At 52.1% G+C, this 21,239-nt stretch carries 25 protein-coding genes; 7 read left to right on the top strand and 18 right to left on the bottom strand.

What is annotated here, in order from left to right:
• Positions 1-40 precede the first annotated feature (40 nt).
• The 7 genes from HPY90_RS00965 (at position 41) to HPY90_RS00930 (ending at position 4,992) form a co-directional block, all read left to right on the top strand.
• On the top strand, positions 41-628 hold the full coding sequence (locus HPY90_RS00965) for an FmdE family protein (RefSeq protein WP_287190181.1): 588 nt from the start codon (positions 41-43) through the stop codon (positions 626-628).
• Positions 629-707: 79 nt separating this feature from the next.
• Positions 708-1,514 (top strand): CooT family nickel-binding protein, encoded by an 807-nt coding sequence (locus tag HPY90_RS00955; protein ID WP_353733628.1) that lies wholly within the window; start codon positions 708-710, stop codon positions 1,512-1,514.
• 52 nt (positions 1,515-1,566) lie between these two features.
• Positions 1,567-1,812: a hypothetical protein gene (locus HPY90_RS00950; RefSeq protein WP_287190034.1), complete on the top strand. Its 246-nt coding sequence runs from the start codon at positions 1,567-1,569 to the stop codon at positions 1,810-1,812.
• Between the two features lie 296 nt (positions 1,813-2,108).
• The gene (gene cbiM, locus HPY90_RS00945; RefSeq protein WP_287190032.1) at positions 2,109-2,828 is read left to right on the top strand and encodes a cobalt transporter CbiM; all 720 of its coding nucleotides are present in this window, start codon (positions 2,109-2,111) and stop codon (positions 2,826-2,828) included.
• The gene (locus tag HPY90_RS00940; RefSeq protein WP_287190030.1) at positions 2,821-3,147 is read left to right on the top strand and encodes a PDGLE domain-containing protein; all 327 of its coding nucleotides are present in this window, start codon (positions 2,821-2,823) and stop codon (positions 3,145-3,147) included. The genes cbiM and HPY90_RS00940 overlap by 8 nt, the downstream gene beginning before the upstream one ends.
• Positions 3,148-3,255: 108 nt before the next feature.
• Positions 3,256-4,179, top strand: a complete 924-nt coding sequence (gene cbiQ, locus HPY90_RS00935) for a cobalt ECF transporter T component CbiQ (RefSeq protein ID WP_287190028.1) — start codon at positions 3,256-3,258, stop codon at positions 4,177-4,179.
• A gap of 12 nt (positions 4,180-4,191) precedes the next feature.
• Entirely contained in the window at positions 4,192-4,992 is an 801-nt protein-coding gene (locus tag HPY90_RS00930; RefSeq protein WP_287190026.1) for an energy-coupling factor ABC transporter ATP-binding protein, read from the top strand.
• Between the two features lie 51 nt (positions 4,993-5,043).
• Here the strand turns inward: HPY90_RS00930 and HPY90_RS00925 are convergent, their stop codons facing one another.
• The 18 genes from HPY90_RS00925 to HPY90_RS00840 form a co-directional block, all read right to left on the bottom strand.
• Positions 5,044-5,253 (bottom strand): hypothetical protein, encoded by a 210-nt coding sequence (locus tag HPY90_RS00925; RefSeq protein WP_273699380.1) that lies wholly within the window; start codon positions 5,251-5,253, stop codon positions 5,044-5,046.
• Positions 5,254-5,392: 139 nt separating this feature from the next.
• Complete coding sequence (gene phoU, locus HPY90_RS00920) at positions 5,393-6,070, bottom strand: phosphate signaling complex protein PhoU (protein ID WP_013174558.1); 678 nt, start codon at positions 6,068-6,070, stop codon at positions 5,393-5,395.
• Positions 6,071-6,085: 15 nt separating this feature from the next.
• The gene (pstB, locus tag HPY90_RS00915) at positions 6,086-6,853 is read right to left on the bottom strand and encodes a phosphate ABC transporter ATP-binding protein PstB (RefSeq protein WP_287190175.1); all 768 of its coding nucleotides are present in this window, start codon (positions 6,851-6,853) and stop codon (positions 6,086-6,088) included.
• Between the two features lie 100 nt (positions 6,854-6,953).
• On the bottom strand, positions 6,954-7,796 hold the full coding sequence (pstA, locus tag HPY90_RS00910) for a phosphate ABC transporter permease PstA (RefSeq protein WP_013174556.1): 843 nt from the start codon (positions 7,794-7,796) through the stop codon (positions 6,954-6,956).
• Positions 7,797-8,693 (bottom strand): phosphate ABC transporter permease subunit PstC, encoded by an 897-nt coding sequence (pstC, locus tag HPY90_RS00905; RefSeq protein ID WP_287190020.1) that lies wholly within the window; start codon positions 8,691-8,693, stop codon positions 7,797-7,799.
• 172 nt (positions 8,694-8,865) lie between these two features.
• Complete coding sequence (locus HPY90_RS00900; protein WP_287190018.1) at positions 8,866-10,635, bottom strand: ATP-binding protein; 1,770 nt, start codon at positions 10,633-10,635, stop codon at positions 8,866-8,868.
• Entirely contained in the window at positions 10,625-11,326 is a 702-nt protein-coding gene (locus HPY90_RS00895; RefSeq protein ID WP_287190016.1) for a response regulator transcription factor, read from the bottom strand. Before HPY90_RS00895 ends, HPY90_RS00900 begins: the two co-directional genes overlap by 11 nt.
• A gap of 102 nt (positions 11,327-11,428) precedes the next feature.
• Positions 11,429-13,150: a peptidoglycan D,D-transpeptidase FtsI family protein gene (locus HPY90_RS00890; RefSeq protein WP_287190014.1), complete on the bottom strand. Its 1,722-nt coding sequence runs from the start codon at positions 13,148-13,150 to the stop codon at positions 11,429-11,431.
• A gap of 70 nt (positions 13,151-13,220) precedes the next feature.
• Positions 13,221-14,063 (bottom strand): phosphate ABC transporter substrate-binding protein, encoded by an 843-nt coding sequence (locus HPY90_RS00885; RefSeq protein WP_287190013.1) that lies wholly within the window; start codon positions 14,061-14,063, stop codon positions 13,221-13,223.
• A gap of 181 nt (positions 14,064-14,244) precedes the next feature.
• Positions 14,245-14,544, bottom strand: a complete 300-nt coding sequence (locus HPY90_RS00880) for a PAS domain-containing protein (RefSeq protein ID WP_287190011.1) — start codon at positions 14,542-14,544, stop codon at positions 14,245-14,247.
• A gap of 178 nt (positions 14,545-14,722) precedes the next feature.
• Positions 14,723-14,965: a DUF4911 domain-containing protein gene (locus HPY90_RS00875; RefSeq protein ID WP_287190010.1), complete on the bottom strand. Its 243-nt coding sequence runs from the start codon at positions 14,963-14,965 to the stop codon at positions 14,723-14,725.
• The gene (locus HPY90_RS00870; protein ID WP_287190008.1) at positions 14,952-16,178 is read right to left on the bottom strand and encodes a peptidase U32 family protein; all 1,227 of its coding nucleotides are present in this window, start codon (positions 16,176-16,178) and stop codon (positions 14,952-14,954) included. The genes HPY90_RS00875 and HPY90_RS00870 overlap by 14 nt, the downstream gene beginning before the upstream one ends.
• A gap of 319 nt (positions 16,179-16,497) precedes the next feature.
• Positions 16,498-17,520, bottom strand: coding sequence for an endolytic transglycosylase MltG (gene mltG / locus HPY90_RS00865; RefSeq protein ID WP_287190006.1), 1,023 nt, complete (start codon positions 17,518-17,520; stop codon positions 16,498-16,500).
• Positions 17,521-17,557: 37 nt separating this feature from the next.
• Positions 17,558-19,027 (bottom strand): VanW family protein, encoded by a 1,470-nt coding sequence (locus HPY90_RS00860; RefSeq protein WP_287190004.1) that lies wholly within the window; start codon positions 19,025-19,027, stop codon positions 17,558-17,560.
• Positions 19,028-19,092: 65 nt separating this feature from the next.
• On the bottom strand, positions 19,093-19,401 hold the full coding sequence (locus HPY90_RS00855; RefSeq protein ID WP_013174546.1) for a DUF1292 domain-containing protein: 309 nt from the start codon (positions 19,399-19,401) through the stop codon (positions 19,093-19,095).
• A gap of 55 nt (positions 19,402-19,456) precedes the next feature.
• Positions 19,457-19,891: a Holliday junction resolvase RuvX gene (ruvX, locus tag HPY90_RS00850; RefSeq protein WP_013174545.1), complete on the bottom strand. Its 435-nt coding sequence runs from the start codon at positions 19,889-19,891 to the stop codon at positions 19,457-19,459.
• Between the two features lie 12 nt (positions 19,892-19,903).
• The gene (locus HPY90_RS00845; protein ID WP_287190000.1) at positions 19,904-20,869 is read right to left on the bottom strand and encodes an aldo/keto reductase; all 966 of its coding nucleotides are present in this window, start codon (positions 20,867-20,869) and stop codon (positions 19,904-19,906) included.
• Between the two features lie 48 nt (positions 20,870-20,917).
• The gene (locus tag HPY90_RS00840) at positions 20,918-21,172 is read right to left on the bottom strand and encodes an IreB family regulatory phosphoprotein (protein WP_287189998.1); all 255 of its coding nucleotides are present in this window, start codon (positions 21,170-21,172) and stop codon (positions 20,918-20,920) included.
• Positions 21,173-21,239: the final 67 nt, after the last annotated feature.

Here is a 21,239-nt window from a genome sequence, read left to right as displayed (position 1 = left end):
ACATATCAGCGAAAGGCGGCGATAAACCGTGTGTCAGGACATGTCCCCTTTGGAGAAGGCGGTTCAGTTTCACGGGCACATCTGCCCCGGATTGCTTAGAGGCGTTCGGGTCGCCGAGTTTGCTCAACACTACCTGGGAATCAACCGGGATGAGGATGAAGAGCTCGTAGCCGTTGTCGAGAACGATGCCTGCGGGGTCGATGCTATTCAGGCCATTCTGGGATGCACTTTCGGTAAAGGCAACCTCCTGTTTAGAGATTACGGCAAGCAGGTGTACACCATTATCAGCCGCAATCAGAACCGAGCGGTTCGCATAGCCGAAAAGTTCGGGGCTCTGGTTGGCCCCGAATTCACGCGCTACCGGGAATTGGCGAATAAGAGCGGGCTAAGCCGGGAAGAACAATCGGAAAAGGAACAACTGCAGGCCGTGATGTTTGAGGCGATTATGACCCGCCCCTTCGAAGACATGTTCGACTACCGGGAGGTCAGTCCGGCGGTGCCCCCGCGGGCAGTCATCAGAAAAAGCGTCCGCTGCGACGGGTGTGGAGAAGCAGTAATGGAAACACGGGCTACTCTAACCTCCAAGGGCTGGTTGTGCCGGGAGTGTTTAGAAGAGCGAGCCGGCTAAGATTTTTTGGGGAAGGTTTCGGAAGAAGCATTTTCGCCTGCTGCTCGTGACAGGGCAGGTTTTACAGAAAGGTGGGGTGATGAAGGTGTGCGAAGCTAACGTTTACCTGGTGCGCCATGGGCAGGAAGAACTGGTCATGGAAAAGGTGGACCGGGTAATACCGAAGGCGGACTCGATTTTTATGGAAAACGTCTTCGGTGAGCGTAGGGTAATCAAAGCCCGAATAAAAGAGATGGAGCTGGTTCATCACCGCATCGTGTTGGAAGAGATCGAAGTGGCCGCAAGACAAGAGGAAACCGAGATCTGGCTGGAACCGATGACGGATCACGGCCATTTTCACCCAGGAGAAGAAGTCAGGTTAAGACTTCTCAAAGGTTACAACCTGCATCCTGTGATAGAGCCGGCTTATTCATCCTTGCAGGCTTTCGTGGTGGAAGGAGGTGAAACAAGAGAAGTAGAGCTGGAAAAGAAAGGAGCTGTTGTTGAGCTTACCCTGGGAAAGGGGGCAGATGGTTTAATAACCGCCTACGCCGTAGAAAAAGCCGACATCAAGCACTGCTATGCAAAAGTCATTGTGGAAATTGGTCATCACCATCACCACCAGTTGATGCCGGTGGGAATACCGCTGGAAATCGTTCCCGCCAAATACAGCCACGTACATCTAGGTGACCCTTACGAGTTTCAGGTCCTCTACGAGGGCAGCCCTCTACCCGGGGCTGAAGTGAAGGCTTCGTACCCTGGGGTATCCGGGCGGGACTATCCTATTCAAATGACTACCGACGATGGGGGTAAAGCCCGGGTCTTTCTCATGGCCCGCGGTAACTGGTTGTTTTCCGTAACTTACGAAAACCTCACCAGCACCTTTACCCTGGTAAAAGACTTTTGAGCAAAAGAGCCCAGCCCGCCCTTTTTCAATCTGAGGAAAGGAAGTGAGCAGAATGAAGGCTGTGTTGGTACTTATTGGGGACAGACTGGACAGCGCTGTAAAAGTTCAAGAAGTGCTGACCAAGTACGGCGACTACATTCGGACCAGATTGGGCTTGAATTTGGAGTTGTGCGAAAATGAAAAGAATTCCGGTTTCCTGTTTCTTGAGGTGTGTGGAGAACTACCTGTAGATCAAATGTGTCAAGAACTCAACTCCATTGGTAACGTGAAGGCCCAATGCGTTGAACTTACACTCTAGGAACAGACTAACGGGGTATACAAGCAAACTGGACCGCGAAGGTGTCGCCCCCGCCTGTTCGATGGGAGAAATCCCGAACCGTTGCAACGTATCGGGAGCCGGACCTGACGATTCGGTAAACGTAAAAAAAATTAAATCATAATCAAGAGCGAATAAGGCCATGAAGGCTGAAAACCGATGCGAATATCGGTGATGATGCCTCATGGTTTTTTTGTTGGGATTCCGGGTTAACGGGGAACATCCGTTGTAACAGCCGATCTCTGTAGTTAAGAGTAATGAAAAGGAGGAGATGGAAGTTGCATATACCTGACGGTTATTTGAGCCCGCATACGGCTGTGCCCTTCATCGGGGCCATGATTCCGATCTGGGGCGTGGCCACCAAGAAAGTGAAAGCCACTCTGAAGAAAAAAGAGACTCCGTTAATTGCTCTGGGAGCTGCGTTCAGTTTCGTTATCATGATGTTCAATGTCCCCATTCCGGGAGGAAGCTCAGGCCATGCCGTAGGCGCGGTACTGCTGGCCATACTCCTCGGGCCATGGGCCGCCTGTATCGCAGTCTCCACCGCTCTCATCATCCAAGCCTTGGTCTTCGGCGACGGCGGCATACTGGCCATCGGCGCCAACTGCTTTAACATGGGAGTGGCCATGCCTTTCTTTGGGTATTACGTGTATAAGTGGATCAAAGGCTCTGCCCCTGGTCTGTCCCGTCGAGCACTGTGGGCGGCAGCTATAGCCGGTTATTTAGGAATTAACCTGGCAGCCCTGTTTACGTCGGTCGAATTCGGTTCCCAGTACCATCTTTTCCGGGCTGCGGATGGTACCCCCCTTTACTTTATGTACCCCTTGAAAGTCGCAGTCAGCACCATGATGACAGAACACCTCCTCATCGCCGGGCCGATCGAAGCTGTGATTACGGCCTTAGGCTTGGGATTTGTAGCCAAGAGCTATCCTTCCCTGATCAGCGAAAAAGACCCGGTTCTACCGAACAACTCCCCGGAGGTGAGCATCAATGGTTAAAGGTTACAGACGCTTGTTGGCAGCTCTAATTGTACTGGTTATATTATGTCCGCTAGGACTGCTGGCTACGGGCACAGCCTTCGGAGAGTGGGGAATAGATGAGCTGGTAGATGAGGTGGGCTATATTCCGGCCGGCCTGGCCAAGTACGCTGATTTGTGGAAACACGCGCCCCTGCCCGACTACAGCATCCCGGGCTTTACATCCAGCTTTCTTACCCAAGCTTTCGGCTATATCGTAAGCGCCGTCTTGGGAATGGTTTTGGTTGCCGCCGTGGTGACGCTGTGGGTTCGGCTGGCAGGTACTGGTGAAAACAAGTAGTAGCTTTTGATCATGCTAACCTTCGTGCCACTCTGAAAACTTACTGGTCGCTAGGCAGAACACGCTTCTGTAATTGTCTATGGTTCATATCAGGGGGAGGAAGAACTGATGGCAATCCCCAAATGGATGGTAAGCCCTGCAGAAGTAGCTACCACAAGCAAAAAGGGCGGCAGTTTCACGAAAACAAACTTCATCCGCAAGACCATGAACCAGCTAAGAAAAGCCGTAGTGGAGGAACTGGCAACCGAAAAGCACGCTCGGGGAACCGGTCTCTGGCAGGGGCTGGACCCCCGGGCCAAGCTGGTATGTGTAGTGCTCTCTATCCTGTCCGCCGGTATGTCTTCTTCCATTTGGGAGTTAGTAACCATAGGACTCGGCACGGCGGTAGTAATGGCGCTGTCGCGCCTGCCGGTTTGGACTCTACAAAAAAAGATATGGGGGTTCATCCCCCTGGTCACCATAGTCATCTCCCTACCGGCAGCCCTGAACCTGTTTACCAATGGTACACCCTTGCTCGTACTGGCCCACCCCGGGTGGTCAGGTACTGTCTGGGGTATGACTCTCCCTGCTGAGATATACCTCACCCAAGAAGGTATGCTGGCCGTAGCCCGCCTGGGATTGCGGGTAGGGGTCTCCCTGTCGCTGGCGGCTTTGCTGGTCTTGACCACCCCTGTAGGCGAAATCTTCAAAGCCCTGCGTGCTTTTCGTTTCCCTTCCCTGTTGGTGACGGTCCTGGAGATGTCTTACCGCTATCTGGTGGTGTTTTTGCAGTTTTCGCTTGAAATGTGGGAAGCTCGGTTCTTACGGACGGTAGGTCGTATTCCCCTTGGCCGCCAGCAAAGACTGGTAGCTTCTTCTATGGGAGCCTTGTTTGCCAAAAGCATGGCCTTTGCCGACGAAGTCTACCTGGCTATGAGATGCCGCGGTTACAGCGGTGAACTGGTCTTCCCTTATAACCGTTCTCTAAAAGCGATAGACTGGGGATGGTGCTTGGCTTCGGCCGGCACGCTCCTGGCCGTACTATTGTTATAAGAGGTGCAGGCAGTGGATAAGAAACCTTTGTTCAAACTACGAGAAGTCAGTTTCGGTTATCGGCAGGGCGAGCCGGTTTTTTCTAATCTCTCCCTCGAAATAATGCCTGGGGAAAGCGTCTGTATCCTGGGTGCGAACGGCGCTGGCAAATCTACTCTTCTAAAAATGCTGGCCGGGCTCGTTTTTCCCTTTGCTGGCGGCTTAGAAGCTTTCGAGGAACAACTTACAGAAAAGCGGATGGAAAACGACAGGTTCGCTCAAGAGTATCACCGGCGGGTCGGATTTGTTTTTCAGAATCCCGATGCCCAGTTGTTTACCACCAGAGTTTGGGACGAGATTGCCTTCGGTCCGCTTCAGTTGGGACTGAGCCCTGAGGAGATTACAACCAGGGTTGAAGATGTCATAAAAATGCTCTCTATATCCAACTTAAAAGACAGGTCCCCTTACCACCTCAGCCAAGGAGAAAAGAAAAAGGTGGCTATAGCTTCCGTCCTGGTTATGAATCCCCAAGTCCTTATATTGGATGAGCCTACTACGGGTTTGGATCCCAAGACCCAGCGCTGGCTGGTAGAACTCCTTTTAGAGCTAAACCAAAACGGTCGAACGATAATCACTTCTACCCATGACCTGAACCTGGTGCACCTGCTGGCCGACCGGGTTTTATTGTTGTCCGAAGACCACCGTTTGGTTTACGACGGTCCCAGCCAAAAAGTTCTTGCCAATCGCCGGCTTTTGGCTTCGGTCAATCTTATCGATGAATACAGCCACACCCATGACCAGGGCCAGCACTCCCACCTGTACGTGCACGGGTGAGGTTTATTCTAGCCCTGAAACAACAACTGAGGCGGGCCTAACTAGAGCTTGTCAAACGGCCCGCCTCAGTTGCCTACCACTTTTTTCCTCGACCTTGTCCTCACATTCAACCGGTTCAAGTCCAACGCTGGTCAAAACCTCCTCGATTACCCGGTCTTTTTTATGCCCCCGATCCCGTTTCCTGCGGGGCAACGGTTCAAACGGTTGCATGGGTTCCAATCCTGCCCTGGCCAAGGTTTCTTCGATAACTCTCCTGTCCATTTTCCACCTCCTAGACTTCTACTTAATCAGAATCATGCCACCTAATTCTATAGTATATGACAGAAATTATAACATGATAACTTCCACTCCGTACACCCCACATTTCCGGCTAATTCTTCATTCTTCATCCTCAATTTCCCTAGCGTCTCTGTTCTCGGGCCATCCGGTTGATGTCTACCCTTTCTCCCGATATCGCGAATATTATCATTTCGCCCACGTTGGTTATGTGGTCCCCTATTCTTTCCAGATGACCTGCCGCCAGTAATAGGGAAGTTGCCTGGTTAATAGTCTTGGGATCAGCCATCATATAAGCCAAAAGCTCCCGGAATATCTGATCGTACAGGGCGTCCATCACCTGCTCGTCTTCTACCAGGGTCCAGCACATGACCGGGTCTTCTTCCAGCATTGCCTGCGTGCATTTTTTCAACATTTCCCGCGAGATTTCACCCATACGGGGAATATCGATGAGCGGTTTCATATACTCCTGGTCTTTGAGCTTTATGGTTATCTTGGCCAACCCTTCGGCATAATCACCGATCCTTTCCAAATCCACGATGATGCGAAGAACACTTCCAATAGTGCGCAAATCCTTGGCCATAGGTTGCCTCAGGGCTATGAGCGACAAACACCTTTGCTCTATGTCCACCGTCATCTTGTCTACAATGTCATCAGAAGTTATAACCTCTTCGGCCAGCCCGACATCTTTAAGTACCATAGACCTCACCGCTTTATAAACCAACTCCTCCAGAAGGGTGGCCATCTTGACCACATCGCCCTTAAGCTGAACCAGTTCTCGATTGAACTCATCCCTGCCCATACCCTTCGCCCTCCTTTAGCCGAACCGGCCCGTGATATAATCCTCTGTCCTCTTATCCCGGGGATGTATGAAAAGTTCCTTAGTTGGCTGGAATTCTACCAGATACCCGTTCAAGAAAAAAGCGGTAAAATCAGACACCCTGGCAGCCTGCTGCATGTTGTGGGTGACAATAACAATCGTATACTCGTTCTTTAACTGGGCAATAAGATCTTCCAGCTTGGCGGTGGAAATCGGGTCCAAAGCCGAAGCCGGCTCATCCATCAAAATAATTTCGGGATTTACCGACAGAACCCGGGCAATGACCAGGCGCTGCTGCTGTCCCCCTGAAAGCCGCAAAGCCGAGGAATGCAGCCGGTCTTTGACTTCATCCCAGAGATTGGCCTGTTTAAGGCTGGTCTCTACTATTTCATCGAGGACGGTTCTCTTCTTGATGCCGTGAATGCGCGGTCCGTAGGCTACATTTTCGTAAATAGACATAGGAAAAGCACTCGGTTTTTGAAAAACTATTCCCACCTTTTTCCTAAGACCGACGACATCGACCCCGGGATCATATATGTTGACCCCGTCGATCACAACCTCGCCTTCAGTTCTGGTTCCTTCTATGAGTTCGTTGAGCCGATTGAGACTGCGCAAAAAAGTAGATTTGCCACACCCGGATGGCCCGATGAGAGCAGTCACCTTGCGGGCTTTTATCTCAATACTCACATCATGCAGGGCATGGTAATCCTGGTAGAATACGTTCAGTTCCCTAACTGCAATTTTCACCTGGCTGAGTCCTTCCATTGTGCCGGCAAAACCTTCTTCGGCAGGCAACCTCTCATCCTTGTAATGGCAGCCCAGCTCTCGTGACACAGCTGTTATCTGGCTCATCCCGTATCACCCCTTAAGTTCTTAAACGGCAGGAAAACCGCTGCAGGCTGCGGTTAGCCGCATAATTGACCATCAGTATAAGAACAACCAGCAGAAGCGCGGTGCCAAAAGCCCGTTCCATGCTTATCCCCTCAGAGGCCAGTACATACAAATGCACGGCCATGCTTCGGGCCGGGTCTGTCGGCAAAACAGGGGTCCCCAAAGCGCTCCCCGCAGTCAGCAAAACCGCGGCCGTTTCTCCAACACAGCGACCTATTCCGAGTATTATCCCCGTAATTATTCCAGGCATAGCCGCAGGCAAAACCATCCTGCTCACGGTCTGCCACTTGGTCGCTCCCAGGGCGAAGCTGTTCTCTCGAAACTCCGGCGGGACTGCCGCCACCGCCTCCTGGGCCGTCCGGATAATCGTGGGCAAGATCATGAGGGATAACGTCAGGCCCCCGGACAGCACCGACCACCCTAATCCCAGAAACAGCACAAAGAATACAAACCCGAACAGCCCGAAAACTATGGAAGGAGTTCCGGCCAAAAGCTCGGCCGAGATCTCGATCAACCTGGTAAACCGGCTCCGACGCGAGCTGTATTCGGTCAGGTAGATGGCGGTTCCAACCCCGAAGGGGACGCTGATGAGCAAAGCCGTCAACGTTAGGTAGACTGTACTTACAATAGTCGACGATATACCGCCTTCCTTTCCCATGCGCGAAGGTACCTGGGTTACAAACCCCCAGCTTATGGTTCCAATTCCTTTTACCGCCACGTAAGCCACCATGGCCACTAACATCAGGGCTACCAGGCATGCTCCCAGCCAAATGCCGGCAAAAATAAGTCTTTCATATAGGCGAAGCCATGATCTCACCTATCTCCCCGCCTTCATGTTCAGAGTGACGACTAGGTTCATCAGCAGTATAAAAGCAAAAAGAACCGTAGCCGTTGCGAACAAAGCCAGTTGGTGATCTCCATGCGCATAACCCATTTCCAAGACCACGTTACTGGTCATAGTTCTGGCCGGATCCAATACCGACGTCGGAATCCGCGCCACATTTCCGGTAACCAGAACCACGGCCATGGTCTCCCCTATAGCTCGCCCCATCCCCAAAACCACGGCCGCTATAATACCGGAACGGGCTGCAGGCAGCATTATCCTGGTGATAGTCTGCCAGTGAGTAGCACCTAGAGCCAGGGACCCTTCCTTGTATTCCCTGGGCACGGCCAGAATCGCATCCCGCGCTACCCCCACAATAGTAGGTAGGATCATGATTCCGAGAATCAAAGCCCCGGCCAGCACGCTGAACCCCCAGCCCCCCAGGTTATCCCTGATGAAGGGAACCAGCACTACCAACCCTATAAACCCGTAGACCACAGACGGTATACCTGCCAGGAGGTTGACCACCTCGCCCATTACCTGCCCCATCCAGCTGGGAGCTATTTCCGCCAAGAAGATACTCAAGGCCAGCGCCAGCGGTACCCCCCACACCAGAGATCCGAAGGTCACCGCTATGGATCCCACCACCATAGCCCCGATGCCGAAGCGCCCGTTAGTGGGATCCCAGGTGGTCGAAAGCAAGAAGTCGGACAACCCCACCTTCGCAATGAGCGGCCCACCTTTGCTGCAAACAAAGCCGATAATGAGAACGATAGACAGAACCGAAACCACCGCGCTCAAGCCCAGCAACCTCTCAATAAAAAGCTCAAAACTGAGCCCCGGCCGCCGGCTTGAGGTTGCCCTATTGACGGTATTACCTTCCACAGTCATGGTCTCAACCTCTTTTCCCACCCGCTTGAGCTTATGCCTTACCTTAACTCTAACCCGAAATGGTTAACCGACCAGGAGTAATTTGTCAAGCCCGTATAAACAATTTGTAAAATAAAAGTTAACACCGGCTTTCAGCTCAATCTTGGCCGTAGCCACCTTTTACCAGGGGCCATCACTGGCTCGATTTCTGCGGCAGGCTAAAATAAAAAACGGATCCGCTTCCGGGAACGCTTCGCACCCCGACCCTACCCCCGTGTGCCTCGACTATGTGCTTAACGATAGCCAGGCCCAGTCCTACTCCCTGTCCCCGGGTCCTGGCCTTATCTACCCGGTAAAAACGCTCGAAAACGCGCGCTGCCTCCTCCTCCGGAATTCCGGGGCCTTCGTCGATAACCTCTACCAGTATCTCTTCCGGTAGCAGGGTTCCGCGAACTGTGACGGTTCCATCTGGAGGGCTGAATCTGGTGGCGTTATCCAGCAGGTTCATTAAGACCTGCACTATTCTGTCCCGGTCGGCCCGCACGACCAAGCCGTTTTCCGGCAGTTCAACCTCCACCTTCAGTCTCTTCTCGCTTAACCGCGGCTCGAATCCCTGTAGAACTGTACCCAGGCACTGCCCTAAATCGAATTCCTCCAGGTCCAGTTCCGCCCCGACCGACTCTAGCTTTGACAGCTGCAAGAGGCTGTTCACCATCCGGGTCATTCTCTGGGCCTCGTCGTATATTATCCGCGCAAATTGCTGGACAGCAGGATTGTCGGAGTTCTCCATCATTAAAGTCTCGGCAAATCCGCTGATAGCAGCCAGAGGTGTTCTCAGTTCATGCGAAACATTGGCCACAAAATCTTTGCGTATGGTCTCAAGCCTCTTCAACTCGGAGATGTCGTTCAACACCACCAGTACTCCCTGTAACCCGGCTTCCTGCTTGACCGGAACGATGTTGGTTTCCACGGCCTTGCCTCCGAGGTTGTGGAGCACGAACTCTTTCTTGAGGGGTTGTCCCCCTTTCAACACAAAGTCCACTGAATCGGCTAAAGCGTAACTCCTGGTAACTTCGACGTGGTGCTTGCCGGTCACGTCTTTTTCTCCTACATCGAGCAACCTTCGTGCGGCCGGATTAATGTAGAGGATATCTCCTCCTTGTCCGATAAAGATGACGCCGTTAACGGTGTTGGTTAAAACCGTTTCCAGACGGTTTTTGGTGGCGGCAAGCTCGTTCATCTTTTCATCCAGCTTCTCGACCATCCTGTTCATTGCCTGGGCCAGAATCGCGACTTCGCCTGAGTCCCCCTGTCCGCGAATCCTCCGTTTCAAATCCCCTTCAGCCATGGCCTGGGCCACCTCAGTAATTTCCTCTATGGGCCTAGTCAGTCTCCTAGCAAACCACCAACCCACCAAAACCGAGAGTAATCCAGCAGCCAGCATCGCCAGTAACGTCACCGCCCACAACTGCCTCAACAGAGAGTTAATAGCGGCCAGGGGAAGCGAAACCCTGACCACCCCTTCAATTTGTCCTTTTTTGACAATCGGCACTGCCGCGTAAATCATGTATCGATGGAGAGTGCTGCTGTACCTTACAATGGAAGTTTTTTCTCCGTTTAAGGCCCCCCTTACCTCGGGCCTGGCGCCGTGATTGGCCATGGTCTTCGGGTTCTGGCGAGAGTCGGCCAAAACCTCGCCGGTTCGCGCCACTATTGTGATGCGAGCCTGAGTATCCTTGCCGGCCACCTCTGCAAGCGCTTGCACGGCATCACTGGGCCCAGATAAATCCTGGCTGGCGGCAAGCTCGGCAACCAACCCGGCCTCATAGAAAAGGTGGCGAGTCAGGTTTGCCATGTAAAAGTTGTCTACTCTTTTGATCACGACTATCCCCGTAAAAAACATGAACAAAGACACTATAACAACGTATGACAGGATAATTCTGGAACTAAAGTTATTCTTCATAACCTTTCTCCTCAAACTTATAGCCGATGCCCCTCACCGTCTCGATACCCCCGCCTTTCAGGCCGTAGCTCGCAAGTTTCTCTCTCAGCTTGCTTACGTGTACATCCAAAACCCTAGTCTTAACTGTATCACCGTAGTCCCACAGCCTCTGCAGCAAGTAGTCTCTTTTCAAAACCCTTCCTTTGTTTTGAACCAGCAAGGTAAGGAGCTCGAACTCTTTGCGGGTCAGATCTACCTTTTGCCCCTTTAAGAACACCTCGTAGTTTTCTGGGCGGATGAGTATCGGACCGGCCTCTATCTCCGGTTTGCCTTCATAGAGGTCGAGGTTTCTGCGCCTCAGTATGACCTTTATTCTGGCCATCAGTTCCCGCACGCTGAAAGGTTTGGTAACGTAATCATCGGCCCCTATCTCCAAACCGACCACCCGATCGATCTCGTCATCCCGAGCCGTTAACATTATGACCGGAGTATAATTTTTTTCCTGCCGCAGTTGTCGACATATTTCCAGCCCGTCACGATGAGGCAACATCACGTCCAGGAGGATAACATCCCACTCGCCTGACTGGATCTTGCGCCAGGCTTCCTCCCCATCCATCGCCACCCCCGTTTCATATCCCTCCCGCTCTAAATTATGTGTTAGCAAACTCACGAGAGCATGATCATCTTCAACTACCAGTATCCTGGCCTTCACTTTATCAGCCCCCAACCTGTAATGCTAAAACAACGGCCGGCTTCTTCTTCTATGTTAACGCTCCCAGCTCCACCTGAACACCTTTCTCCACGGTTTTAACAATCATATGCCGCTTAAACCGCACAATGCCTCTCCTATTTCCCTGAAAACGGGAGCCGCGGTCTCTCCACCACTGATCCCGTTTTCCACTAGCACTACGATAACCCAACGAGGGTTCTCTGTCGGCAGGTAACCGGCAAACCAGGTATCGAGTATTTCTTTTCCTGACTGGTCAAATCTTCCGGTTTGGCTGGATGCGGTTTTCCCTGCTGAACCGGTCCATTTTAGTTGTCCCTGTTTGCCCGTCCCACTTTTGACCGCCAGTTCCAGCATAGCTTTCAGTTGTCGGGCTGTCTTGGAACTGATTACCCGTTCCTTAGGCAGGGTATCAAACCTGCCTTCCCATCTCCCGTCAGCCCGGCGTATGCCTTTCACCAGGCGGGGAGCAGTCCACCTGCCATCATCAGCAATCGTAGCCACCAGGGATGCCACCTGCACCGGGCTCAGCATGACGCCTTCCTGTCCGATGCTGGCATTGCCCATAGCCACTGGACCTGGTTCCACTCTCACATGCCCCTCGGGCTCAACCCCTGGATAACCGATTATTTCCGTATCTGTCACGCGAAGCCGCTGCACGTAATCCAGCAGTTTTTCTCGACCTAGCTTGAGGCCCACCTGAATCAACACCGAGTTGCAAGAATTAGCCAAGCCTTCAGCCAGGTTCAGCCAACCGTGCCCCTCTTTTTTCCAGCAGCCGATGGACACCCCGTTATCAAAGGCGTAACTTCCTGTACAGTTCCAGGTATCGTTTACAGACACCACTCCGGCCTCGAGGGCTGCAGCCGCGACCACCAGCTTGAAAACTGACCCCGGGTGGTACAAGGCTAAAGCCCTGTTCAAAAAAGGGCTGTCTTTTTCCTCCTTTACGGCTTCGGTCTCCCCGTCGTATCTAAATTTGGGCCGGCTGGCCATGGCCAGTATATCCCGGCTGGCCACATCCATCACCACTACCGCCCCTTTTTGAACCCTGCGGTCCATTACTTTTTCCACTGCTTCCTGCAACCTCTGATCGACCGTCAATACAACGTTGTTCCCCTGACCGGAATCTTCTCTTTTCCGCACTTTTGGAGGAATACCGGGAATGGGATTACCTCTGGCATCGACCATTACTGCCACCTCGTCCACGGGTCCAGGGGGAACGCGGCGCAGAACCTCGTCGTATCTCTTTTCGACACCGGAAACTCCGGACCACTCCTCTGCATGAGGCGCGCCGAGCAAGTCCTCTTTCAATTTCACCTCGCCCAGGAGATGACAGGCAAACCCGTCATCGCCGTATCGCCTTTGTACGGGCAGCAGGTTCACCCCGTCAACCGGGCTCCGTTCAAGAATGTCAAGCTCATACCTGGCTACCGGCAGTTTGAGCAACACCAGGGCCTGCCCCTCTTTTTGGCCCCGGATGAAACGGTTCTCGACCGCCGCCACTTCTTTATCATCCCAACCCAATCTCGCGGCCAGTTCTTCTGTCGTGTGTCGAGGGTCTTTTACCAGTTGCGGCCAGCCGTATAGCCCCCATACCGTGTACTTGCCGGTTAAAGGCACACCGTTGCGGTCCAGGATATCGCCCCGTGGTATGTCCCGCAGCCCCACCGTTCGGCTGTGCATTTCCGCCGTTTGGCCTGCGGTATGTGAGGCCTGTAAAACCTGGTAGTAGAACAGGACGCCACCCAGCCCGAGGTACACCCCTAGGAATGAACACATCAACTGCAAGCACCTGTTTTTGTCCATGAAAAACAATACCTCCGGAAGGCCTTTTTCTTAGGTTAGGCTCGTCCGGAGGCTGTTATTCCCAGCACTATTACTTTACGGCGACAGCTCCTTCACGCTCGATAATTTTCTGGCCTTCTTCACTCAGCACAAACTCGATGAAAGCCTTGGCCAAACCGGTTGGCTCGCCTTTAGTCACGTATATAAACGGTCGCGAAATCTTGTACTGCCCCGACTTTACGGTTTCTCTATCTGGCTTAACCCCGTCAACCGCCAGGGCTTTAACCCCAGAGTCGATGCTTGCCATCGACATGTACCCGATGGCGTTCCTATCTCCGGCTACCGTGGTTCTAACTGCTCCCGTAGAATTTGCCACCAGGGCCTTGTCGCTGATCGGCTCTTTGTTCATGACCAGGTTCTCGAAACCGTCCCTGGTCCCCGAACCGGCTTCCCGGGTGACGAGGGTAATCGGGGCATCCTCTCCTCCTACCTGCTTCCAGTTGGTTATCTTGCCGAGAAAGATATCCCGCACCTGTGCCACCGACAGCTCGTTAACCTTGTTCGCCGGGTTTACCACTACGACAATACCGTCCTTGGCAATCACAAACTCCCGCATCCCTTCCTTTTCTTCCGGCTTCAGGTCTCGCGAAGAGGCCCCGATCTCAGCTGCGCCGCTTCGGGCTGCCTCTATCCCCTGGCTCGACCCTCCTCCTTGCACGTTAACCCTGGCCTTAGGATTCTCGGCCATGAATGCTTCTGCCAAGACCTCGGAAAAAGGCTGAACCGAGGTTGATCCCGCCACCGTAATGGTACCTTTCAAACCCTCCTCGGTTTTTCCTGCCCCATCTTTCGGTGCTCCCGCTTTCCCGCCACATCCAGATATGAGCACCGAGAACAAAAACACCGCAACCAACGTTGAGACGATTCTCCTCATGATCCACCAGCCTCCTCTCAATTTGTAAACTGTTCTTTCTGGTTCTACAGTATCAAGGCAAAGTCAAGTTGACATTATGCCAATGTTAATGCAGGTACAATTTCGGTTAAAAACAAGTAAAAAAACCGCCGGCCAAGACAGGTGATCTCAGTCTGCCGGCGGTGTATCTTCATCGTCTGAACTACCCTGGGTCGTCTATAAGTATCGGGCGCCGTTCCCCGTAGAAGGGGATAGCATGCTCGTAGTTTCCTTTGCCCAGTATTTCCTGTGCGGGAACCCCGGTCATTTCTTCCATTGCCCGGTTCCAGAATATCACTTTTCCTTCCCGGTCGATAACCAGGGTAGGGTCGGGGAGAAAATCGATGACCGCCTGCATCTGCTTCTGTGACCCGCGGAGTTCTTTTTCGGTAGTTACAAATTGGTACCGAGCTCCCAAGTCATTATTTTCCAAAAAGTTGACCAATAACCTGTCTTCCTTCAATTACCTCTTCTCCTTATAAATGTCGATAAAATAAATAAGGGTAATGTTCGCAAACATTACCTTAACAGAACTGTGACAACCGCGCAAGAAAAAACAGGTCTGTATTCCTATTTGACCCTAAAAGTTCTCACCTGATAAGTCTAAACATTATCTCCATTCCTGCTTAAGTGCACTGGGCTCAGGAACCCAGGATACTCGGATTCTCATCCAGCACCTCTGCCGGAAAAGGAAGAAACCTAACAACGTTTAACAACTCCGGTTTAGTGTCAGGGGTTACCCGGATCACGACCAGGCCCTGGTCACGGTCAAGAGTTGATACGATACCGAGACCATCCCAACCTTCCACGATGCGATTCAGAAAATCGATGTTTTGGGTTTCAACGCGTAAAAAAACTTGATCACCGGGGTCAACCACGGTCATCCACCCTTCGCAGTATGTTGAAATATTGGACCGGCTCTTTAACGGGTATCCACACCCTTTGCTGGGCGTGACGGGCCCGCTCCAGGGGAACCAGGTCCATATCCAGTATCTCCTCTAGTTTCATCCGCAAGGACTCGAGCCCTGGGCGCAGGATCTCGATAACATCACCCACACCAAAAGGAGCTCTCTGTTCCACCAAGGCCAGCCCTTTTTCCGGCCAGTAATCCCTGACTATCCCGCAGAAGGCCACGGCTGCGGGTTTCGATAGTTTCAGCACATCCTGCCCGGCCACGGGCGGCCCCAGCAAGAACCCGGTAGTATACGGCCGGTTGGCGATTTTATTCAGCTCCTCCCACCATTTGTCTAAGTCACGTCCGGGGCTGCCTTCCATAACCGCCTCGATGGCTTCCCGGTAAACTTGAACCGTGGTTGCTACGTAGTGCGGGCTTTTCATCCTGCCTTCGATCTTGAAAGCATCGATCCCGATGTCTATCAGCTGCGGGATATACTCGATAAGACACAGGTCTTTGGAGTTGAGGATGTAGGTTCCGCGGTCATCTTCTTCAATCGGAAAGTATTCTCCTGGCCTTTTTTCCTCCCTCAAATAGTATTGATAACGGCAGGGATGAGCGCACTCTCCCCGGTTACCGCTGCGACCGGTCATGAAGCTGGACAACAGGCATCGACCGGAATAAGCAACGCACATGGCCCCGTGTACGAACACCTCCAGCTCCAGCTTCACCTTTTCCCGGATCTCTTTCAATTCTTCCAAAGTCAGTTCCCGAGCCAGTACTATTCGCTTTACTCCCAGGGATTCATAGAAACGGGCGGCCAGCACATTGGCTACGCTGGCCTGGGTACTGATGGTAACCGGGATTTCCGGCGCGTACCTTCTAGCCAGTTCGAGCACCCCGGGGTCCGACAATATTATCCCGTCGACCTTCAACTCTCGAAGAAAAGCCAGGTATATCGGCAAGCGATCCAGATCCCGGTTGTGGACCAGTATATTGACTGCCACGTAAACCCTTTTTCCTTTAGCCCGGGCCATGGCCACGAGTTTTTCCATCTCTTCATCTGAGAAGTTGCCAGCCTGGGCTCTGAGGCTGAATTCCCTACCCCCGACGTAAACGGCATCAGCCCCATAAAGAAAAGCAGCCTCCGCCTTTTCCATATCTCCGGCAGGGGCCACCAGCTCCGGTTTCTTAATTGACATGCCAATCCCCCTGAAAATCAGCCACAGATACACACAGATTTACCACTGATTTACACAGATGTTTATAATTAGACGCAGACTAACGCAGAACAAAAAATTAAAATGAGCATGTGCTGAAAATATAACATATATAATGCTAAGCAAGGTATATGCTGTCAAGAATAGTAAAGCATATTATGCAATTATAATCACAATGACAATTATAGATTATATCATTACGTAAATTGCTATTTATGTAACATATTAATAATTCTGTATATTAAGATATAAAATCTGCGTCACTCAGCGTCTAATAAATAATATCTGTGACCATCTGTGTTCATCTGTGGCTGTTCTTCGCCTGCAAGTGCTCCTCGTAGGTTCTGGAGAAGTAGTGGCGGCCATCCCCCACATACACGTAGTAGTAATAATCATGCCGGGCAGGATTGAGCACTGCTTCAATAGACGCAGCTCCAGGCGATGCAATGGGCCCTGGGGGCAGCCCCGGGTAACGGTATGTGTTGTAAGGGGAGTCCACCTTAAGATCCTCATAGGTCACTTGCTGCTTGTGCTGTCCCAAACCATAAAGAACAGTCGCGTCCACCTGTAACAACATGCCCTTGCGCAAGCGGTTCTCCAAGACCCCCGCGATTATAGGCCGCTCTTCGTCGATCTTGGCTTCCTTTTCCACCAAGGAAGCCAAAGTCACCACCTCGTACACCGTCCGTCCCTGCTGCCGGGCTGAGCTTTCAAACCTGGTTTTCCAGACCTGGTCAAACCGGGCCAGCATCATGTCCACGACCTCTCGGGCGGTTATACCCCGGGGCACCTGATAGGTGTCAGGAAACAAGAAACCCTCCAGCCGGTTATCGCGAGCCTGGATGTCCTTCATAAAAGAATAATTATACTCGCCGGTCAAGGCCTGTTTGTACTCGTCATAACCGCATATGCCTTTCTCCGCCAGCAGTTGTCCGATCTGGGCAAGGTCGTAACCCTCAGGCACTGTAAAAACCTGAGTAATTACTCGTCCCTTGACCAGGTCATCCACTAAATCCTGCACGCTTTGACTTTTGCTAAACCCGTAGGTCCCGGCTTTAAGTTTCTGGTCAACCCCGCGCAGCCGGCAGTATATAACAAAAACCGACTTGTCCCGAATCAAATCATGGCCCTTCAGTATCTCGGCCACATCGGAGGTACTGGCAGCAGGCGGAATCACGACTTCTATCGGTTCCTTGTCTTGCCGATCAACCGCCTCCAGCGACCACTGCAACTGTTGCCAGCCCAACCCGGCTAGGATAAAAGCCGCGAGCACCAACACCACTGCTATTATTCTCTTTTCGCTGACCACTCGCACTTCACTCATTTCGCCATCCTGACACTTGCTAAAAATGATTGTAGCTTCATTGCGCTGCTTCACTCGGCTCACTAGGGACTTCGGCCGAATTTGGCTGCGCTTGTTCCCCTGCCGGTGGGGATACCGGCTTTTGGTCTTCCTCTTCAGGTTCCGTTACCTCCGGCTGAGGAGAAACCGGAAGCGCTGGCCCAACCAGCGTTATCTGACTTAAGGGCTTGTATACGTCCCGACCCAAAGCTTCGCGGCGTACCACGTTCCCGGCCTCGTCGTAAAAAATACGGAACGAACGCACCACATAGCCCCTCACCCCGGCTTGCTTCACCTTTTTTTCTCCAGGCGCCAGTCCTTTGTCGGGAACCTCAGTAACCGTAAAAGGAACGGTTTGATCAATCACTCGTTCCAATCTAATCCGCTGCTTGAAATAAGCCTGTCCGTAGATCTTCACGGTCATCTTGCCGCCCCCGGCCCGGGCCGCCAGGTAAACCGGCCCTCCGGTGTTGTTGTGAAAACGAAAATCCTTGCTACCATAGTTAACGGTGGCATCGAGCCCAACCGGCACGTAGCTAACAGCCACGCTGTGATTGTGACGCTCGACAATCTCCAACCCGGCTAGCAAACAAGCGTTATATAGAGTCGATACCACCTGGCACACGCCCCCTCCGACCCCGGGCGCAAACTGATCCCCGAGGATCACCAGGGCTTCTCGATACCCGGTCTTCAGCTCTCTCGGCCCAACCCTCCGGTTGAAAGAAAACTCCTGTCCCGCCGGAACCATAGCTCCGTTCAAGGCCCGAGCCGCGGTGGTCAGGTTGTAAGAACGGTCCACGTTGCTCGAATCATAAAAGGTACTATAGCTGGCCAGTTCAAGCACGTCTTGGAAATCTTCCGCCCGTATCTCGGGAGTCACCGCCTTACAAACCAAAGGGACCTCAAAACCGGCAGTATTGAGCGAGGTTGGGAGCTTCTCCAAAGTAGCCTGTATATCCAGCTTCTTGCCTTCCTTTTCTTTGACTATATTCAATGTACCGTTACTGTTTACCTTTACTTGGCAGTTCTCCGGCTGAATCTCAACCTGTGGCCGCAGGGATTCTAGCACACGGGTGACCTTTGCCCGGTCATATGTAATGGGTACCGGGTAAGTTCTATTGCCTTGCTGAGTCCGCTGAGACCATATCCTATTCCACCAGGGGGAATCTTCACCTACTAAGTAGCTCACCTCATCAACTACTTTCTGGGTCTCCACCCGCCCGCCTATTTCCCCCAAGTTGGTACGATAGACAAAGTCTCCACAAATAAAAGTTACGGGAATAGGTTCTATGCTCCTCAGCCATTCATCCAAGGCCTGCGCCGCACCGTCCCGATCCATCCCCCCGACAGATGCCCCGCCTATGTATACTCCGGGCGGGAAAAGGTCACTTCCGTAAACTGCCTGAAACCCGTAAAGCCCTAACCCTGCCAGTAACCCCGCAATCACGGTCGAGATTATCAGCCAAACCTTCTTCTTCTCAGGTAACAACCCCTGTTCCCTCCACCAACCCTCGTCTATTTAGGCAATTGAAGAAGGCGGGTAAACCAACCCGCCTAAAACAATTCTTCGTCTTCTACTAGTTCTTGCCAGGCATCCGCTACCTTTTCCCACTCCTCATCGTCTTCGATATCGCATAGAAACTCGTTGCCGTCTTCATCCCGGACCGTCTTCATAATCCGGATTTCTACCTCAGTCTCCTCTTCTTCTTCTCCTTCTTCCCCTTCTTCATCTAATGGTACCAGCACCTTGTAGTTTTCTCCTTCTAGCTCCAGCTCGGCGATTAGTTCAAACAGGTATTCGTTCCCTTCTTCATCCGTCAACAACACGGTCTCGATCTCATCTTCAAAGTATTCTTCTGACAAACGCTTCACCCCTTCTCAAGACTATTGACATTTTAATACTATCCCCCTGCAACTGTCAAACACTCCTGTTTGTTCCACTTCCGCCTATCCGGTCAAGATATCCCTGTAAGATATAAGCTGCCGCCAGCTTGTCCACCACCCGTTTCCGCTTGCGTCTCGAAGTGTCCGCCTCCAACAACACCCCTTGAACTGCCTTTGTACTCAACCTCTCGTCCCATAGCGTTACCTCTAAGCTCAGATGTTCCTTTAGTTCTTGCGCGAGTTTAGCCGACTGGGCAGCCTTTTCCCCCCTGCTCCCGTTCAGGTTCAATGGCAGACCCAAAACGATGTGCTCCACCTGGTAGGTCTCGCAAATCTGCCTGATGGCTTCGATGTCAGCTTTTAGGCTAGAACGCTGGATTGAGGTCAGAGGTTGAGCGGTAATTCCCAAAGCATCGCTTATTGCCACTCCTATCCTTTTTTCCCCGGGATCAAGTCCTAGTATTCTCATAAGCATGCTCCCTCATACAATCTTGATGCAAAAATCCGGGCAGTACCGACTGCAGTACCCGCAAAGAATACATTTCTCTTTTTTAACCTCCACCCGCCCCTCCTGTAACTCCAAAGCCTCGTAGCGACACGCCTCCAAGCAGGATCCACAGCCCCGGCACCACGATTCGATAAGGAGATTCCGGCCCTGCGTCCCTACAATTTCTTCTAACACCGGGTCGCGCCGTCCCTGTATCCAAGTCAAGTTAAGGTCTACTTCTGCTTTTGACTTCATCCCGACGGCAATCGCATCTATGTACGGGATGGAATTCACAAAACTCAAGGCTCGGTGTGCCTGTTGGCCCAGGTTCCCGCCCCCCAAAGCCTTCATCGCATACAATCCCTTACCTTTCTCACGGGCCAACGCCACAGCTGCCAGCATTTGCTCCCGTGACCCATCCATAATGCCGAGCCCAGTCAGGTTAATAATAGGATGTATGACTTCGATCCCCTCGTTTTTAGTCCCTGCAACAACACCGCGCACCGAATGTGTAGAAATCCCTACCGCTCGCACCCACCCTTTTCTTCGAGCCTCGAAAAGAAACTCCAACGCCTCCCTGTGCCCGGCTAAGGTCAGCTCGTTCTCCTGTTCATGGAGTAAGAAAATGTCTACAGTTTTAATGCCCATTTCATCTCGAGCCCGGTCCAGGCTTTCCTTCATCCCCTGGCGAGTGTAAGCATAAGACTTGGTAGCGATCACCGGCTGCACCCGGGCGAGTTCTAAAGCCCGCCGTATGTAAGGATAGGTCTGATAAGCTTCAGCCGTGTCTAAAAAATTTATACCTCGGTTCAACGCATAGGCTATGACCTCCGCCCCTTCCTCCAAGGGCAGGTTTGCCTGTAACGGCCCGACGGTGAGTACCCCAAAGCAGAGCCGGGAAATAACCACCCCAGTTCTTCCCAGCCGTACGTATTGTAGACGGTCAGATTCCGAACTCATAGACAACCACCAGCAAAAAGCCCATGCCAGGCATGGGCTGTACCCTTTCTACTTCTCAAGATAGTTGGCAAACAATACTTCCAGTATTTCGTCTCTTTCCACTTTGCAGATAAGATTTCTAGCATCTTTATAACTTGTGATGTAAGCCGGATCCCCGGAAATCATATAACCGACCAATTGGTTGATAGGGTTGTAGCCTTTCTCCTTGAGCGCATTATATACAGCCTCCAGAATGGCTCTCACCGCTTCCTGTCCATCCTTGGACCGCTGAAAACTGACTGTCCCTTCAGGCCCTTCGGGCATAATATCACCCCCTGAAGAGATATTTCAACATGCGAGCAATTCTTTCCTCTTTTTCCCCATCTCGAAT

This window comes from Syntrophothermus sp. (assembly GCF_013314835.1).
In the GTDB taxonomy this organism is placed as follows: Bacteria; Bacillota; Syntrophomonadia; order Syntrophomonadales; family Syntrophothermaceae; genus Syntrophothermus; species Syntrophothermus lipocalidus.
This window is presented reverse-complemented; position numbering and strand designations above follow the sequence as displayed.